Annotated in this window: 16 protein-coding genes and 1 pseudogene; 8 read left to right on the top strand and 9 right to left on the bottom strand. The window is 67.0% G+C overall.

Annotated elements, in window-relative coordinates; genetic code table 11:
- Positions 1-4: 4 nt before the first annotated feature.
- The gene (locus AB0H88_RS52070; RefSeq protein ID WP_357657621.1) at positions 5-220 is read left to right on the top strand and encodes a Cys-every-fifth RiPP peptide CefA; all 216 of its coding nucleotides are present in this window, start codon (positions 5-7) and stop codon (positions 218-220) included.
- On the opposite strand, the gene AB0H88_RS52065 is transcribed toward AB0H88_RS52070, so the two are convergent.
- Complete coding sequence (locus AB0H88_RS52065) at positions 141-605, bottom strand: MarR family winged helix-turn-helix transcriptional regulator (RefSeq protein ID WP_225299431.1); 465 nt, start codon at positions 603-605, stop codon at positions 141-143. The genes AB0H88_RS52070 and AB0H88_RS52065 overlap by 80 nt on opposite strands.
- Positions 606-689: 84 nt before the next feature.
- On the opposite strand from AB0H88_RS52065, the gene AB0H88_RS52060 reads away from it, so the two are divergent.
- On the top strand, positions 690-1061 hold the full coding sequence (locus tag AB0H88_RS52060) for a VOC family protein (RefSeq protein WP_357657604.1): 372 nt from the start codon (positions 690-692) through the stop codon (positions 1059-1061).
- A 73-nt stretch (positions 1062-1134) separates the two neighbouring features.
- Here AB0H88_RS52060 and AB0H88_RS52055 read toward each other — a convergent pair whose 3' ends face one another.
- Genes AB0H88_RS52055 through AB0H88_RS52045 form a run of 3 tightly spaced genes read right to left on the bottom strand, consistent with a single transcriptional unit; the run spans position 1135 to position 3201 of the window.
- On the bottom strand, positions 1135-2010 hold the full coding sequence (locus tag AB0H88_RS52055) for a 1,4-dihydroxy-2-naphthoate polyprenyltransferase (protein ID WP_357657602.1): 876 nt from the start codon (positions 2008-2010) through the stop codon (positions 1135-1137).
- A 13-nt stretch (positions 2011-2023) separates the two neighbouring features.
- Entirely contained in the window at positions 2024-2632 is a 609-nt protein-coding gene (locus AB0H88_RS52050; RefSeq protein WP_357657600.1) for a GNAT family N-acetyltransferase, read from the bottom strand.
- Between the two features lie 44 nt (positions 2633-2676).
- A complete protein-coding gene (locus tag AB0H88_RS52045; protein WP_357657599.1) occupies positions 2677-3201 on the bottom strand; it encodes a CGNR zinc finger domain-containing protein in 525 nt (174 codons plus the stop codon).
- A 44-nt stretch (positions 3202-3245) separates the two neighbouring features.
- Between AB0H88_RS52045 and AB0H88_RS52040 the strand changes: the two genes are divergently transcribed.
- Positions 3246-3551 carry a hypothetical protein gene (locus tag AB0H88_RS52040; RefSeq protein ID WP_357657597.1) on the top strand — a complete coding sequence of 102 codons (306 nt, stop codon included), beginning with the start codon at positions 3246-3248 and terminating at the stop codon, positions 3549-3551.
- 67 nt (positions 3552-3618) lie between these two features.
- On the opposite strand, the gene AB0H88_RS52035 is transcribed toward AB0H88_RS52040, so the two are convergent.
- Complete coding sequence (locus AB0H88_RS52035; protein WP_357657595.1) at positions 3619-5025, bottom strand: PLP-dependent aminotransferase family protein; 1407 nt, start codon at positions 5023-5025, stop codon at positions 3619-3621.
- Positions 5026-5065: 40 nt separating this feature from the next.
- On the opposite strand from AB0H88_RS52035, the gene AB0H88_RS52030 reads away from it, so the two are divergent.
- The 3 genes from AB0H88_RS52030 to AB0H88_RS52020 all read left to right on the top strand — a co-directional run bounded on the left by AB0H88_RS52030 (position 5066) and on the right by AB0H88_RS52020 (position 7553).
- Positions 5066-5950: a DMT family transporter gene (locus AB0H88_RS52030; protein WP_357657593.1), complete on the top strand. Its 885-nt coding sequence runs from the start codon at positions 5066-5068 to the stop codon at positions 5948-5950.
- A 111-nt stretch (positions 5951-6061) separates the two neighbouring features.
- On the top strand, positions 6062-7084 hold the full coding sequence (locus AB0H88_RS52025; RefSeq protein ID WP_357657591.1) for a hypothetical protein: 1023 nt from the start codon (positions 6062-6064) through the stop codon (positions 7082-7084).
- An 85-nt stretch (positions 7085-7169) separates the two neighbouring features.
- Complete coding sequence (locus tag AB0H88_RS52020; RefSeq protein ID WP_357657590.1) at positions 7170-7553, top strand: hypothetical protein; 384 nt, start codon at positions 7170-7172, stop codon at positions 7551-7553.
- Here AB0H88_RS52020 and AB0H88_RS52015 read toward each other — a convergent pair.
- The 4 genes and pseudogenes from AB0H88_RS52015 to AB0H88_RS52000 all read right to left on the bottom strand — a co-directional run.
- A pseudogene (locus tag AB0H88_RS52015) lies at positions 7473-7796 on the bottom strand (GntR family transcriptional regulator); the annotation flags it as partial. The gene AB0H88_RS52020 and the pseudogene AB0H88_RS52015 sit on opposite strands and share 81 nt — an antisense overlap.
- Before the next feature lie 105 nt (positions 7797-7901).
- Positions 7902-8411 (bottom strand): GntR family transcriptional regulator, encoded by a 510-nt coding sequence (locus AB0H88_RS52010; protein WP_357657589.1) that lies wholly within the window; start codon positions 8409-8411, stop codon positions 7902-7904.
- Positions 8412-10413: 2002 nt separating this feature from the next.
- Positions 10414-11070 (bottom strand): DNA repair protein RadC, encoded by a 657-nt coding sequence (radC, locus tag AB0H88_RS52005; protein WP_357657587.1) that lies wholly within the window; start codon positions 11068-11070, stop codon positions 10414-10416.
- Between the two features lie 838 nt (positions 11071-11908).
- The gene (locus AB0H88_RS52000; RefSeq protein ID WP_225299458.1) at positions 11909-12625 is read right to left on the bottom strand and encodes a GntR family transcriptional regulator; all 717 of its coding nucleotides are present in this window, start codon (positions 12623-12625) and stop codon (positions 11909-11911) included.
- Between the two features lie 574 nt (positions 12626-13199).
- On the opposite strand from AB0H88_RS52000, the gene dapA reads away from it, so the two are divergent.
- Positions 13200-14117, top strand: coding sequence for a 4-hydroxy-tetrahydrodipicolinate synthase (gene dapA, locus AB0H88_RS51995; protein WP_357657585.1), 918 nt, complete (start codon positions 13200-13202; stop codon positions 14115-14117).
- Positions 14118-14171: 54 nt separating this feature from the next.
- Positions 14172-15857, top strand: coding sequence for a ribonuclease J (locus tag AB0H88_RS51990; protein ID WP_357657583.1), 1686 nt, complete (start codon positions 14172-14174; stop codon positions 15855-15857).
- Positions 15858-16293 lie beyond the last annotated feature (436 nt).

Here is a 16293-nt window from a genome sequence, read left to right as displayed (position 1 = left end):
CCAGATCGAGTCGTGCCAGATCGAGTCGTGCCAGATCGAGTCGTGCCAGATCGAGTCGTGCCAGATCGAGTCGTGCCAGATCGAGTCGTGCCAGGTCGAGTCGTGCCAGGTCGAGTCGTGCCAGGTCGAGTTTTGGCGGGTTAGACGCCGAGTTCGTCGGCCAGCCGCTTCAGGTAGGAGGCGAACTGCCGGCGGTCGTAGTCGTCCCATCCCACGGTGAGCTCGTCGAAGGCGCGCCGCTGCCACTGGCGCGAGCCTGCCAGGAGGTTCTCGCCATGCGCGGTGAGCTGCAGTGACGCGCGCCGTCGGTCGTACTCGGACGAGGCGCGGGCCAGGTAGCCCGCCTTGGTGGCGTCCTTGACGATGCGGCTGGCCCCGGAGTGGTCGAGGCCGAGCTGATGGGCCACGGTGCCGACGGTGGCCTCCTCGGTGGCGTCGTTGCCGGTGTCGACGGCCTCGACGGCCAGGATGTGCTGCACGTGGCGGGTCTCCCCGGTCTGCTCCTCCGAGGCGCTGTTGATCCACCGGCGCGACCAGAAGCGCACCAGCCGGAAGAGCGCGGGACCGCCGTCGCCGTCAGCGGGGGTAAGGCCATGCGCGTTCATGTTCACACTCTACCCACGGATGGATGCGATATGCACATATAGTGTGTGCGAACCGCATACATTGTCTCTCGTGAGGAAAGAGCCATGTCCATCGTCCTGAATCACCTGATCGTCCCGGCGGCCGACAAGACGGCCGCCGCCACGTTCCTCGCCGAACTGCTCGGGCTGCCGGTCTCCGAACCGTCCGGTCCGTTCGTGCCCGTCAGGGTCAACGACGACCTGGCGTTCGACTTCGACGACCGGCACCAGGTCCAGCCGGGTCACTACGCGTTCCTGGTCGACGACGACACCTTCGACGCGGTGCTGCGCCGCCTTGAGGAGACCCCGTCGATCTCGTACGGCTCCGGCCCGGGCCACGGCTGGGACAGCAGGATCAACCACCTCGGCGGCGGCCGTGGCGTCTATGTCAGGGACCCCAATGGTCACAGTTACGAGCTGTTCACGGCCGTCCCCTAGCGGGTAGCGTGACTGCCGGGTCGGCCAAATGCCATGACGCGACGGGGCGCCCGGCCAGTGTCTTTCCGTTCGCCTACAGGGTGATCGCGAGGCCGAGGGTGAACAGCAGGCCGTACGCCATCTGCAGCTTGCCGGTCTGCTGCAGGACGCCGATCAGCGCGGGGCCGACGGCGCCACGCAGGACCGTCTTGACCGGCGCGATCGCCAGCGGCGCGGCGAGTACGGCCGCCGCGGCCAGGGGGGCGATCAGGATCATGGCCAGGGCGATCACGAACGGCACGATCAAGCACGTCGCGTACAGCGTACGAGTGCGCGCCGCGCCCAGGACGACCGCCAGCGTCCGTTTGCCCGACTCGCCGTCGGTCGCCACGTCGCGCAGGTTGTTCACGACGAGCATGGAGCACGACAGGAGCCCGACCGGGATCGAGGCCACCAGCGCGGCCCAGGACAGGTGCTCGGTCTGGACGTACGCGGTGCCGACCACGGGCACGATGCCGAAGAAGGTGAACACCGCCACCTCACCGAGCGCGCGGTAGCCGTACGGAGACTTGCCGCCGGTGTAGAACCAGGCGGCGGCGATCGCGGCGGCGCCCACGAGCAGGACCCACCACGCGCGGGTGGCCAGGACCAGGGTCAGCCCGAGCACCGCGGCGAGGCCGAAGCAGCCGAGCGCGGCCGCGAGCACCTGCGGTGGCGTGGCCACCCGCGAGCCGACCAGGCGCATCGGGCCGACCCGCTGGTCATCGGTGCCGCGGATGCCGTCGCTGTAGTCGTTGGCATAGTTGACGCCGATCTGCAGCGACAGAGCCACGAGCAGCGCGACGATCGCGCGCCACCAGACGAAGCCGTCCTCGCCGATCGCCACGCCGGTGCCGACCATGACAGGCACGATGGCGTTGGGCAGGGTGCGGGGACGTGCGCCGGCGATCCACTGGCCGGGGGTTGCCATATCGACGAATCCTCTAGCTGATGTCGGTGGTGAGCCTGACCATGCGAATGGGACGCCCCATGTCGAGCACCCGCTCGGCCATGTCCTCGCCCCAGCCGGCCGACTCCAGGAAGCCCAGTACCGCGTAGTTGTCGGCGAACACCCAGGTGACGATCTGCCGGAAACCGTCCTCCCGCAGGTAGTCGACGGTCGCGTTGAGCAGGCGGCTGCCATGGCCACGCCGGACGAAGTCGGGATCGACCAGCAGGGTCAGCATCTCGGCCGCGATGGTCGGGTCGAGGTCGGGATCTTCGGCGGGCGCGTGCGAGGCCAAGCCGACCACCCGCTCACCGCCGCGCGGCGTGCTCAGGGCGGCGCTGCCGCCCACGCCGAGAGCCGGGAAGCCCTCGGTGTCGAGGATCGTCTCCACCGCCACCAGCACCCGGTGCATGGGTGTGGGCGGGGCGACGATCGCCTCGTCCCACTGGCGCAGCCACATCTTCTCCGCCGCGGCCCCCGTCATCTGCTCGAGCGGCCCCTCGGGGAGGAACTCCCGATAGCCGTAGCGCCAGGCGCGGATCTGAGTATTCGCAACCTGGAGAACATCCTCGCGCCGGGCCGCCCGGACGCCTACGTCTGCCATCTCGGCCCGCTCCTTCGCCTGCCGTCCATGCCACAAGGCACGAGTTACACCGTATCGGTGTTTGAGCCTTGGAGATGACGCGAACCCTGCTTCCTCGCCCGGTAGGCGCGCGTTTTGGTGCGGTTGCCGCAGACCCGCATGGAACACCACGAGCGTGATCGGTTCTTCGAAGAGTCGATGAACGCCCACTGACACATGCTCTCTGCGCAGACCTTCAGCCGGTGCCACGACTGATCCGTCACGGCGGCGGCGATCCTGGCCAGGCCGCCCCGGACGCCGTCCTCGACGGGGATCAGATCCGGGTTGGCGCCGACACGCACCAGCAGCGGAAAGGCCAGCAGCCCGGGCATCTCCGGAGTTTCGCGTCGTAACCCCATCCGCAGGACTTCCCGCAGAGCAAGCGCGGCGGTGAGGTCCTCCTCGGTCGCGCGGTCACGCGGGCCGATCAGACTCCGCTCCCGGAGCCAGACGGCCAGCTCGGCGGGTGAGGCCAGCTCGTCGGCATCGGCATCGGCATCGAGAGCGTAGGTGTTCACGAAGTCGCGCACGAGCTCCGCGGGCGCCAGCATGTCACCACTGTACGGCAATAGCAGGTTGCGCCATCATGGGTCACATGATCGTTCGCACCTGGCGGGGCTGGACCCGGGAGTCCGATGCCGCGGCCTACGAGGAGTACCTCATGCGTACCGGCTTTCCGGGCTACACCGAGACGCCGGGCAACCGCGGCGCCTACTTCACCAGGCGCGACAGCGGGGACATGACCGAGTTCTTCCTGATCTCGCTGTGGGAGTCGTGGGAGGCGATCAGGGCGTTCGCCGGCGACGATCCGGGCGTGGCCGTCTTCTATCCGGAGGATGACGCGTTCCTGGTCGACAGGGAGCGGACCGTGGAGCACTACGAGGTGTTCGCCAGCGCCTGAGAGGGAGCCGACCGTGGAGCGCTACGAGGTGTTCGCCAGCGCCTGAGAGGGAGCCGACCGTGGAGCGCTACGAGGTGTTCGCCAGCGCCTGAGCCAGCCGCCGCACCCCCTCCGCCAGCTCCGCCAGATGGGCGGCCGCGATGTGCGTGACACGCAGGCGGGGTCCCGGCGGCTCCGACGGGTAATGGATCCTGCCGGGGCTCACCAGCACGCCGTTGCGTTTCGCGGCCTCGACCAGGACGTTCTCATCGGTTTCCGGTGGCAGGCGTACCCACAGGTGCATGCCGCCCCTCGGCAGTAGATGCAGCTCGACCTCGGGCAGCCGCGCGGCCAGCTCGGCGGCGAGCGTGTCGCGGCGGACCAGGATCTCGCTCCGTACGTTCGCCAGGTGCCGGCGCCAGCCGGGGGACTCGACGAACTCCAGCACGGTCTCCTGCAGCGGACGCGCCACGAAGAACGACTCCACCAACTGGCTGGCCCGCAGCCGATGGGAGGCCGGACCGCGCGCGATGACGGCCGCGACCCGTGCGCTCGGTGAGAGGATCTTGGTGAGCGAGCAGATGTAGACGACCGTGCCGTGCGCGTCCATCGACACCATCGGCGGCGGCGTCCGGTCGCTGAGATAGCGGGCGTAGTCGTCCTCGATCACGAACGCGCCCGCCGCCCTGGCCACCTGGAGCACCTGCTCCCGGCGCTCGTGGGTGAGGGTCGCGCCGGTCGGGTTCTGCAAAGTGGGCTGGCAGAGGAAGACCCGCGCGCCGGTGACGGCGAACGCCTCGGCCAGCAGATCGGGCCGTACGCCGTCCCGGTCCATCGGCACGGCCGTCGCCCGCAGGCCCGCCGCCCTGGCCGCGGCCAGCGCGCCCGGGTAGGTCGGCGTCTCGACCAGGACCGGCGTCCCAGGAGCGGCCAGCGCCCTGAAGGCGTGCGTGAGCGCCGCCTGGCCGCCACTGACGATCAGTGCGTCGGCCGCGGTCACGTCGCCCCCGGCCTGCGTCGCGAACCACCTGCGCAGCTCGGCCAGCCCGCTCAGCGGCGGCATCGCCCACGCCCCCGGCCGGCGCACCGCTCGCCCCGCCGCGGCGGCCAGTTGCTTGTCGGGCCTGAGATCGGGGTTGAGATAGCCGCCGGTGAGCGGAATGACGCCTTCGGGCGGCGGGGTCAGCAGCGCGGTCACCGGGCTCTCGTCGACCACCCGATCGCCCAGGGCGACGGTCTGCCAGGAGAAGTCCGGCGGCTCGTTGGGCCTCGCGGGTTTCGCGGGCAGCTGGGCGATGAACGCCCCGATGCCCGGCTTGGTGACCACCCGGCCCTCGGCCGCCAGTTGCCCGATGGCCCGCGAGACCGTCACGGGGCTGACGTTGTGGCGGCGCATGAGCTCTCTGGAGGAGGGGAGGCGGTCTCCCGGCCGCAGGCGGCTGAGCTCTTGGCGCAGGATCGCGGTGATTTGGGCGATACTGCTATCCTGTTCCATGACGGATAAGAATAGCGCTATCGTTGGCGACACAGTAGCGGTGGTCGCTTCCCCGGGGTCTCCCCGAGGTCAGGGCACTCTCCTCGCCTTCCTCGGCGTTCTCGCCTTTTCCGGCTCCTTTCCCGCCACCGCCTACGCGATGCGCGGCTTCGACCCGTGGCTGGTCGCCATCGGCCGCGCCGTGGTCGCCGGCGTCATAGCGCTCATCTGCCTCAAAGCCGCCCGTCTTCCCCTGCTCCCGCCCCGCCACCAGTGGCGCTCGTACGCGGCCATCTCGCTCGGTGTGGTCTTCGGGTTCCCCGTCTTCAGCGGCCTGGCTCTGGACCTCGGCGCCACCACCGCCCATTCCGCCGTGGTCATCGGTCTGCTCCCGGCCGCCACCGCCGTCTGCGCGGTCGTGCGCGCCGGCGAGCGCCCGCGCCCGCTCTTCTGGGTGGCCTGTGCGGCCGGCGCCATCGCCATCACCGCCTTCACCCTCACCCGTGGCCAGAACGCGGCCGCCTGGCCCGACGTCCTCCTGCTCGGCGCCCTCTTCTCGGCCGCCGTCGGCTACACCGAAGGCGCCCGGCTCTCCCGCGAGACTCCCGGCTGGCAGGTCATCTCTTACGCCCTCGTCCTCTCCCTGCCGTTCACGGCCCCGGTGACGGCCGTACTCGCCCTCACCACCCCCGTCCACCCGTCGCCTCAGGCTCTCGCCGGGTTCGCGTATGTGGGGGTGATCTCGATGTTCCTCGGGTTCGTCCCTTGGTACGCCGGTCTGGCCAAGGGCGGCATCGCCAGGGCAGGGCAGACGCAGCTCACGCAGCCGCTGCTGACGCTGACCTGGGCGTGGTTTCTGCTCGGGGAGAGGTATGGTCCGGCCACTGTGGCGGCCGCGGTGGCGGTACTCGTGTGTGTGGCGGTCACCCAACGCACGCGTACTTGAGGGTGTCGTCTGGCGTGCCCCACTTAACGCCATTACGCGACCCCGCGGGATGGGGGGCGTACTTGAAAGCCATGACGCCGCCGCGCAGGATAGGAGGCGGAGGTGTCACACATGGCGGACCTCACCATTCCCGAAGGCGGCTTCTGGCCGGCCCCGGAGATCCCGCAGCCGAACATCTACCCGATGGAATGGCGGGTCGAGACGGCCAAGCTCGCGGCGATCTATGAGAAATCCAAACGGACGCTCTGGAACCCGGCCGACCTGCCCTGGGACGGGCTGAACCCGGACGACTTCACCCGTGAGCAGCGTCTCGGGATCATGTACTGGTTCGCCGTGCTGGCCAACTTCGACGCCTCGGGGCCGGCGGTGTTCGCCCGCGCCACCATCCAGGCGTTCGAGAAGCACGAGGAGGATCCGGTCCGGAAGTGCTTCTTCTCGATCACCCGCGACGAGATGAACCACGAGGAGTGCTGCCAGCGGACCATCGCCAAGCTCTGGCCCGGCGGTCCCCTCGACTGGACCCCGTCCGACGACCTGGAGAAGGCCGCCCACAACAACATCGGCTGGCTCTATCACAACGGCGGCCGCTACTGGACCGGCTACAACGTGGCCGTGGGCAAGTACACGCTGCCCGTGCTGTTCACCAGCTTCATGATGGGCGAGATGGCCGCCTCGACCCTGTTCAGGGGCATGGCCTCAGGCACCGAACATCCGGTCTTCGGCGAGATGTTCCAGCGCATCGGCCGCGATGAGTCCCGACATCTCCAGATTTGCATGGTCATTCTGGAGAACGAATGGCCCGGCCTGACCGACGAGACCCGCTCCCTCATCACCCGCCAACTCCGAGCCGGCTTCGTCTTCCTGTCCATGATCCTCTGGGAGCCGCCGGAGGGCTTCTGGGAGCTGCCGCCGTACTTCCTGGCCAATCACCGCGTCCTGATGGACCACGCCAGGCAGGCCGGGCTGGGCGTCCTCTCCTTCGAGGAGCAGGCGGAGAACTGGCGGCTCGCCATGGCCCGCATCCGCGCCATCGTCGAGCGCTGGGGCATCGCCTTCCCCGCCATCCCCGAACTCGACCTGGAGGGCGTCCAGGTCGACTTCATCGATCCCGAGGAGATCATCCCGGTCTTCTGAGCATCCCGGTCTTCTGAGCACGGCGCCGAGCGCGCCGTCGTGGCGCGCAGCGACGTACATCCGTTTCAGACGTACGATCCGTTCCATGTGGGGTCGCATCGATGGGTTCCGTGTGGTCGAACTCGGCGTGCCCGGCGACCAACGCACCTGGCTGACCGATCTGGTTCTGTCCGGTGCCAAGACGGCCACGGCGGGCCTGCTGGAACTCGACTACGAGGCCGAGGACGAGCCACTGGAACACGTCGGCGAGCGCCTCGTGCTCGTGGACGATGAGGGCTCGCGGGCGGCTTCCGCCTTCTTACCCCTTAGGCCAGAGCTCTTCCGGTGCGACGTAGCTCCCGCGTTGAGGGACCGTGTAGATCCACCCTTGCTCGCGCAGCAATGCCATGGCTCGCCGTACTGTCTCGCGTGCCACGTCATGCTGTTGCAGCAAAGCTGTCTCCCCGGGGATCGGCCGTCTCGGGCGTAACTCCCCGGATTTGATGCGCTGCGCAAGCTCAGCGGCTATGTGCTGATATAGCGGGATTTTATGGGACACGCGGGGCGCCTCGTTGAGCGCGCCGACGAACGTTCCCTCGCCTTGAACGGTATGAATGAGTCCTTCGTCGCGGAGGACGTGGATCGCCCTGCGCGCCGTGGTGCGTGCCACGCCGAACTCGCGCTGAATGTCCGCCTCGCTTACCACGGGGTCGCCAGGCGAGAGGGTGGCGATGCGCGAGCGGATGATCTCGCTGATCTGCTGATAAGGGTGAGTGTCACCTCGCGGTCGAGCATGTCGCCAAGGCTATACATCGCCTGGACGAGAGGTGGCGAGTTATTAACCCTCGCTCGGCCATTCCTTTGGATCAGAAACGAAAGTGCCTCGATAAGGAACGGTGAAAACCCAGCCCTGCTCCCTGAGGTGCGCCACAGCCTGGCGCGCCGTGACTTTGGCCACGCTGTACTGCTGCATCATGGCCTTCTCGCCGGGAATCGCTTTGTTGGGCGCTATTTCGCCCTGCCGGATTTGTTCGGCGATCTCTTCGGCGATCTTTTGATAAATCGGCATGGTTCGTGACGCGCGTGGGGTACCAGGCGGCCCAACAAATGTGCCTTCGCCTTGAATTGTGTACGCCATGCCCTGCTCGCGGAGCTCGCGCGCCACGCGCCTGGCCGTGGTCCTCGCTATCGCGTAGTCCTTCTCGAGCTTGGCCTCGCTCGGCACGGGGTCGCCCGCCGCGAGCTCGCCGCGCTCGATCTGATGGCAGATCAGGTCCGCGACCTGCTTGTAGATGGGGACGGGCCCGTCGCGATCTAGCACCTTCGGATTATAGACGAAACCATACATGCACGTCCAAAATGGACACGCTCATTGAGTATTTGGATACGTGCTAGACCAGTAGATACGGCTGGGTTATAGTGGATCCATGGCGTGGGAAGAGGGTGACCTCCACGGCCGCCATGTGGCAGCGGCCAGGCGCACGTCGGTGTCGATCGAGTGGGAGCCAGAGGGGTTCCGCACTCAACGGACGCGCGTGCGGGATCACACCTGCAACTGCCAGTCGGTGTTTTACGAGCTGTGTCAGGCAGGCGGTCAGCGTTACATCCGTAGAACGACGAGAAAGGGTGGGCGAGTGGTGGTGGAGGAGAGCGTCCGAATGAACGCCTCTCAAATGGACGCTCTGTGGTCCCTGCTGCTGCAGGGAGACGCGCGATGATCGCGAGACGCCGTCGGGGCATCCTCGGCCGTCTTGCCGCCCGGCTACATGGCATCCGTGACCGGGTGCGCTCAGCCTGTCTGTTCTCCCGGCAGACGTCATCCCAAGAACTCCGCGTCCTGCCGGGGACCCACCCGGTCGCGCAGGTCCCCTTTCCGCGCCTGGGGCCTGCGACGACCTTCTGGTGGGCCGTTTCGCTGGAGTTGCGGAAGGTGGCGTGTTCGAGAGGCCGCTCGCGGAACGCCGCGGTTTCGTTGCCTTGGCCGGCGCAGATCCACGAGACCTTGCATGTGGGGACCTTGCATGTGCAGATACCGCTGTCCGCACTCAGATCGCCGACGGCGCTGGTCGGTAGTCACTTGCGATGCCCGTAGCGCTGCGGGCTGCACGTTGCTGTGCGCTGATAGGGCGTGGCCGACGATGACGTCCCGCAGAGCGGTGTGGCTTCTCACCCGCTCAGCCCTGTTCGCCCACGTAGGAAACGCACAACGAGATGGTTGATCCACCACTGGACGGGACACCACCTGGCCGCCGACCGCCGTAGTCGCCCTCGCCTCGATCGGCTCCTGCGGCATTCGCGTCACCCCCGGCGGGCCGTCTTCACGCTGCCGGCCGTCCGTAGCCACTTGAGCAGGTCGGTTAGGTCCGACTGGGAAAGAGCCCTCATGAGACTTCACGCATTTCCCTTGACCATCACACGATGACTCACCTTGCCAGTAACCAGTAACTGACCGTTTCGAGCTGTGCCACTCGGCGGGGACGTCATCGACAGGGTCGCGCTGGCCCCGCATCCCGCGTCTGATACGGGGCCAGCGACGAGGCAGCCGCCCTCTACAGTCGAGCGGCTGCGATTTCAGAGAGTCTTCGTGCACTACGGGTTCCCTGATCGCCGGTGATCGCAGTTCGCCGACGCTCCGAGAACCCGCGTGGGGGATGCTGAGCCTGTCCCACACGCCCGCTACTGGGTAGACCGCGCAGGGAGTCCGACCGTCCACGGTGTTACTGCGCTGGCGCGCGTCGTGGACGGACCCAGTAGCGGGTAGACGTGGTCCCATGCCCTCCGGGAGGCACGGGACCACGCTGGTGCGAGCGGTTGGCCGACTCACGTCAAGTCGACCTGCTCGCAGAGGTAGCGTCTCACGCTCTGCTGAGGGAAGGCTTGCCTTCAGTGCTATCAACGCAAACATGCCTTTCGCTGGTCTTGCGGTGGATCAGCACCCTTAGGGATGCTCAGAACGCCGCATAAAGGTTCGCCGAGACGCGTGAGCACGTCGAGCGAAATGCGCAGGCGAGGGGCGGCCGCCAGAGATGATGTCCCGCAGAGCGGTGTAGTTTCTCGGCCACTCGGCTCTTTTCATCCCTCGTAGGAGCCATACAGCGAGATCGTGGATCTACTACTCAGTGGGACATCAGGTTTGGCTGGGGTTCGGTGGTCGGCTGGGGTCGCGCTTGAGATCCGGTGGTACGGGTTCGGTGATCGGCTGGGGTCTGGTGCCTGTCAGGGTGGTCGGCTCGGTCCGGTGCCTGTCAGGGTGGTCGGCTCGGTCCGGTGCCTGTCAGGGTGGTCGGCTTGGGCCTAGTGCCCGTCGGGGGGCGGAGCGTGGCCCGGTCCCGGGCCACGCTCCGTGGCGGTCAGAAGGGCACCCGACGCCATGCCGTCTCCGTGACGATCAAGTGATCGAGGAATTGCAGCCCGACCGTCTCAGCAGCCTCGGCAAGACGCGCCGTGGCCAGCAGGTCCGCTTCGCTCGCATCGAGAGAGCCGCTCGGATGGTTGTGCGCGACCCCGAATGCCGCCCCGCCAGCCGTCAGAACCGCGGTGATGACGTCCCGAACCGGCATCGTCGTGTGGTCGGAGCCACCCTCGGTCAACACCACACGCCGTACCACGGCCCCCCGAACGTCGCACGCCATCACGACCAGCCGCTCCCGGGAGTGACCGCGAAGCAGCGGAGCGACCACCGCCGCCAGGTCCGAAGTGCCGCTGATCCTGGTCCGCTCAGGATCTGCCTGCGCCCGCCGTACGAGATGGAAAGCCGCCGCCACCCGCGCCGCCTTGGCGGGCCCGACGCCAGGCACGGCGAGCAGGCGGTGCGGCTCGGATCGGGCCAGCCCGTCGAGATCGCCACAGTGCGCGATCACCTGGGCCGCCAGATCCATCGCACTCGCCCCTCGAAAGCCGGAACCGAGGATCACGGCCAGCAACTCCCGGTCGGCCAGGGCCGTCGCCCCGCTCGCCATCAGTCGCTCGCGTGGCCGCTCACGCATGGGCAGGTCTTTGACTCGCATCCGCAACCTCCAGAACGGTTGTATCAACGAGCACCGACAACCTTGGCCTGACCAGGAGAGATCGCCTGGAATGTCGCCGGGGGCGACCTTTTCGTGGTTCGACGGGGTTGACCTAGGTTGATGTTTTATCGGGGGAGCTGAAGCCCGTGTGGCTGGCCGGCGTCGGCCGGGACATGCGGCGCAGAGGCGACGCCGATGCCGCGTTGACCGTGCTCGATGACGCCCTACGCCTGTGGGGCGGCACTGGACAAAGGCGCTTGCCAGCCCGGGTGGCGGTCCGTTCGTGGTGGATCCACTGGTGGTCCGTTCGTGGTGGATCCACGATCTAATGGCACGTCGCCGAGCAGGCCCTATGAGGTTGAGCGGGCGAGGAGTAACGCCGTCGTCCGAGACGATGTCCCATCGCGTGGGGGAATGTCGTCCTGGATTGAAGATCCATGGCGACGCCCAGGTCAGGTTCCACCGGTCTCGGTGATCGCCTTATGGAGGTTCATCGTCTACTCCAGCGTGGATGAGATCGCCACGGTCTTCCGAACGCAGGACCGGTGGGACGTCACCGGGGCGCCGGTGCTGGAGTTGACCATCGAGCTGCAGCAGGTGATCAGTGCTCGATGCCCTCGCTGCTCGCGAAGATCATCGCGCGTGAAGGTCCTCAGGAATTCCACCGCTTTGGGGGCGCGATCAGTCGCGCCGCGCGCCAGGAGCGCGGCCCCGTGGTGAGCCGTCGAGGCTGTGCGGACGGGTCGGCCGTTGCCGCCACGAAGGGTGAGCTCCGGTGGCCATCCGGCTGAGCTCCAGGCCGAAGAGGCGGGTATCGGCCCGGAGCTCTCAAATTCGGTCAAACAGGCATGCTGTACATGATCCGGAAGCGGTCTCCCGGGATCACGATGTCGCTGGTCTCCACTGGGCGGTCGCCTGCCCAATGGGTGCGTTCTACGTGCAGGACGTGGATGCCCGCGGGCAGATCGAGGGCGTCGCTCTCCGCGGGGCGGGGCACGCGGGTGTGCACGCTTTCGACGATCTCCGTGATCTTTATCCCGTGCGCGTACACCCTGGCGACCAGGCTGCGCCGTTCCTCCTCCGTGTGGGCGGCGAACTCCAGAGGCTCGTACGAGGTGGCGAGCTGGAGCGGGCGGCCATCGCCGCGGAAGACGTAGTGCGTCCTCGTCAAAGTGGTCGATTCGTCGAGCCGCAGCCGTCTGGCGATGTCGGGCCCGGCTTCGGCGGGTTCGCTGTGCCAGTCCCAGGTCACGCGCCGGCCCTGGGATTGCAGGTCGGCGGCGAACGGGGCGGGATGATCGAGGAAGCGCCATCGGTGCAATGGGGAAAGGTCAGGGCGTTCTCTGACGTAATGACCCGATCCCACGCGGCCGATGATGAGGCCCTCGCTCGCCAGCACACGCAGAGCGTGGCGGGCTGCGGTCTCGCCGACCTGGTACTTGCGGGTCAGTTGCGCCCGTGAGGGAATGGGTGCACCGGGGGGAAGGGTGCCGTCGGTGATCTGTCGCCGAATGTCTTCGACGACACGCAGGTAGACCGGATCTGAGGTGGCCACTAGTCCATCCCTGGGGGTTCGTGTGAGGCGTTGCCCTATGTTGCCGTATTCGACAGGTAACCGACCGTCATCGAGGTCACTTGGAGCCCCAACTTTGCAGCAGCAGAAAATTATCGAAGAAACCCTGTAACGCCGATGTAAGAGTGGCCGATTCTTCGGTAGAGGTCGTCGATGTGTGTACCCCCGAGCACATATCGGCGGCCTCTTCCCATGCGCGGCGCGAAGTCGCTGGCGCGGACGCGGCTCCTCGTCGGTGGTTTGCCAGATATGTACGACATGTCGGTGGACGTCATGGCGCCTGTACACGGCATGTCGAGCTGCGATCGTACGGCAGGCGCGTGACTCCGGATGGAATCCAGTGATCACTGCGAGCGGCGGGCCGAGGATCCGGTGCCAGACGCGCGATCCGGCTCAAAGGGCCGTCCGGTGGCCGGGAGCGGCACGCTAAGACCTGTCGAGTGCGGCCGGACATGCCCTAGGATGCCGGGGAACGGCATGACAATACGCGGCCCCAGGCAGGCAAAGCGGGGTGGCGGCGTCCACCGCTTTTGCGAATCCAGGTAGCGTTCGCACTATGGCTTCGCCAACTGGAACCACCGACGCGCCCTTCGGCCGTATGTTGACCGCCATGGTCACGCCGTTCACTCCTGACGGTGCGGTCGATTACGACGCCGTGCGGCGCCTGGCCACCTATCTGGTGGACGAGCAGCGCAACGACGGCCTGATCGTCAGCGGGACGACCGGCGAGTCGCCCACCACCTCCGATGAGGAGAAGGAGCGCATTCTGCGCACCGTCCTCGAGACGGTGGGTGATCGGGCAACGGTGGTGGCCGGGGCAGGCACCAACGACACCCACCACAGCATCTCGCTCGCGAAGGCAGCGGCCCGGGCGGGCGCTCACGGGCTGCTCGTTGTGACGCCGTACTACAGCAAGCCCCCACAAGAGGGCCTGTATCAGCACTTTGCTGCTGTGGCCGATGCAACAGGCCTTCCGGTGATGCTCTATGACATCCCCGGACGCAGCGGCGTGCCGATCAAGATCGAAACTCTGATCCGGCTCGCACAGCACGAACGTATCGTGGCCGTGAAGGACGCCAAGGGCGATCTGTTCCTCGGCAGCCAGATCATGGCGATGACCGATCTCGCCTTCTATTCGGGCGATGATCTGCTCAACCTGCCCTGGCTCTCGGTTGGCGCGGCCGGGTTCGTGAGCGTTGTCGGCCATGTGGTCGGCGCCGACCTGGCTCGCATGATCGACTTGTACAGGAACGGCGACGTCGTTCAAGCACTTGCGGTACACCGACAAGTGGCGCCCGTGGTCGAAGGGATCATGATGAGCGCGGGCGGCGCGATCATGGCCAAGGCGGCACTGGGCATGGTAGGAGTGCCGGTCGGACCAGTGCGGCTGCCGTTGGTGGCCGCGACAGAGAAGCAGATCGCCGAGCTGCGTGCTTGCCTGGTAGCCGGCGGGGTGAAGTTGACAGACGCATAGGAACGGGGAGGAACCGGGAGTTTTGAGAACACGATTTGACCATGGGGGCCGGCTATGAGCCATCCACATCCTGAGCTTGGCCCCCCGCCGACGCTGCCAGAGGGCGGCCTGCGCATTGTCGCGCTGGGCGGGTTGGGTGAAATCGGCAGGAACATGGCCGTCTTCGAATACGACGGCCGATTGCTGATCGTCGACTGCGGGGTGCTTTTTCCCGAGCCCGACCAGCCGGGCATCGACCTGATCCTGCCTGACTTCGAATACATCAGGGACCGGCTCGACGATGTCGAGGCCGTGGTCCTGACTCACGCGCACGAAGACCACATCGGGGCCGTGCCGTACCTGCTTCGCGAGCGGCGCAACATCCCGCTCATCGGATCCAAGCTGACGCTGGCCTTCATCGAGGCCAAGCTCACCGAACATCGGATCCAGCCGACCAAGATCGAGGTGGTAGAGGGCGAACGGCACAGGTTCGGGCCGTTCGACTGCGAGTTCCTGGCGGTCAACCATTCGATCCCGGACGCGCTGGCGGTGGCCATCAGGACGCCCGCCGGCATCGTGCTGCACACCGGCGACTTCCGCATGGACCAGTTGCCGAGCGACGGCCGCCTCACCGACCTGGGTGGGTTCGCCCGCCTTGGTACCGAGGGCGTCGACCTGCTGATGTCCGACTCGACCAACGCTGAAGTGCCCGGGTTCGTCACCAGCGAACGGGAGATCGCCCCGGTCATCGACGAGGTGATCCGTACCTCGGAGCAGCGGGTCATTGTGGCCAGCTTCGCGTCGCACGTGCACCGCATCCAGCAGGTCATGGATGCGGCGGCCAGACACAATCGCAAGGTCGCCATGGTCGGGCGCTCGATGCTGCGCAACATGGGCGTGGCCCGCGATCTCGGCTACCTCAAGGTGCCGCCGGGGCTGATCGTCGACTCGCGCGACATCGAGGAATGGCCGCCGGAGGACGTGGTGCTCGTCTGCACGGGTTCGCAGGGCGAGCCGATGGCGGCGCTGTCGAGGATGGCCAACCGGGATCACCCGATTCGCATCGCCGAGGGTGACACCGTACTGCTGGCGTCGTCGCTGGTGCCGGGCAACGAGACCGCCGTCAACAAGGTGATCAACGGGCTCACCCGCTGGGGTGCCCGAGTCGTGCACAAGGGCAACGCAAAGGTGCACGTTTCCGGACATGCGGCCGCCGGCGAGCTGCTCTACGTGCTGAATCTGACCCGCCCTTCGAATTTCATGCCCGTACACGGCGAATGGCGGCACCTGCGCGCGCACGCCAAGCTCGCCGCGCTTTCAGGCGTGCCCGACGATCACATCGTGATCGCGGAGGACGGCGTCGTGGTCGACCTGGTCGACGGCAGAGCCAAGATCGTCGGTGCGGTCCATGCCGGGTACGTCTACGTCGACGGCTCGTCCGTCGGCGAGATCACCGACACCTCCCTGAAGGACCGCAGGATCCTCGGCGACGAGGGCTTCATCTCGGTCGTCGTTGTGGTCGATTCCAGCACCGGCAAACTCACCGGCGGGCCGGAGATCCACGCACGTGGCTCCGGCATCGACCCGGCGCAGTTCGAGCAGTTCATTCCGCAGATCGAGAAGGCACTCGAGGAGAAGGCCGCAGACGGAGTCGTCGACATGCAGGAGATCCGCCGGGTGGTCCGCCGCACGGTCGGGCGCTGGGTGAGCGACAACTACCGCCGCCGTCCGATGATCATCCCCGTGGTGCTCGAGGTCTGACCTCCGTACAGGTACGGCAGGCACGCGCCTGCCGTACCTCTGGAGGTCGCGTCGCATGACAGTGGTGCGATCGTGTGATCGCGACAGCCGTGTCAATGGTGCGGCCGTTGAGACGATGCGTGTCAATGGTGCGGCCACTGAGAGGGTGCGTCGCATAGCTGCCAACTCACCGTGACAGCTGTGTCGCATGACAGTGAGTGTGACCACGCAGGTATGTCGATGGTGCGGGCACTGAGTTGAGGCAAAGTGACGCCTCGCCGACATGCCCCGCCGATATTCCTCGCGTCATTTCTCGGCGTCATCAGAACCGTGGGTCCCGCCGCCACTCCGCGCCCCATGCAGGCTGCGTCCACGGAAGTGGTGTATGAGTTTGGCCTGGTGACAGGCGTGGCGTCGTGAAATGAGGACGGCCATCGCGTGATCCTTCGAATGCGCA

The sequence above is a fragment of the Nonomuraea sp. NPDC050680 genome (genome assembly GCF_040654555.1).
Taxonomy (GTDB): Bacteria; Actinomycetota; Actinomycetes; order Streptosporangiales; family Streptosporangiaceae; genus Nonomuraea.
Note: the sequence above shows the minus strand (reverse complement) of the source record. Positions and strands in the feature narration are given on the sequence as shown.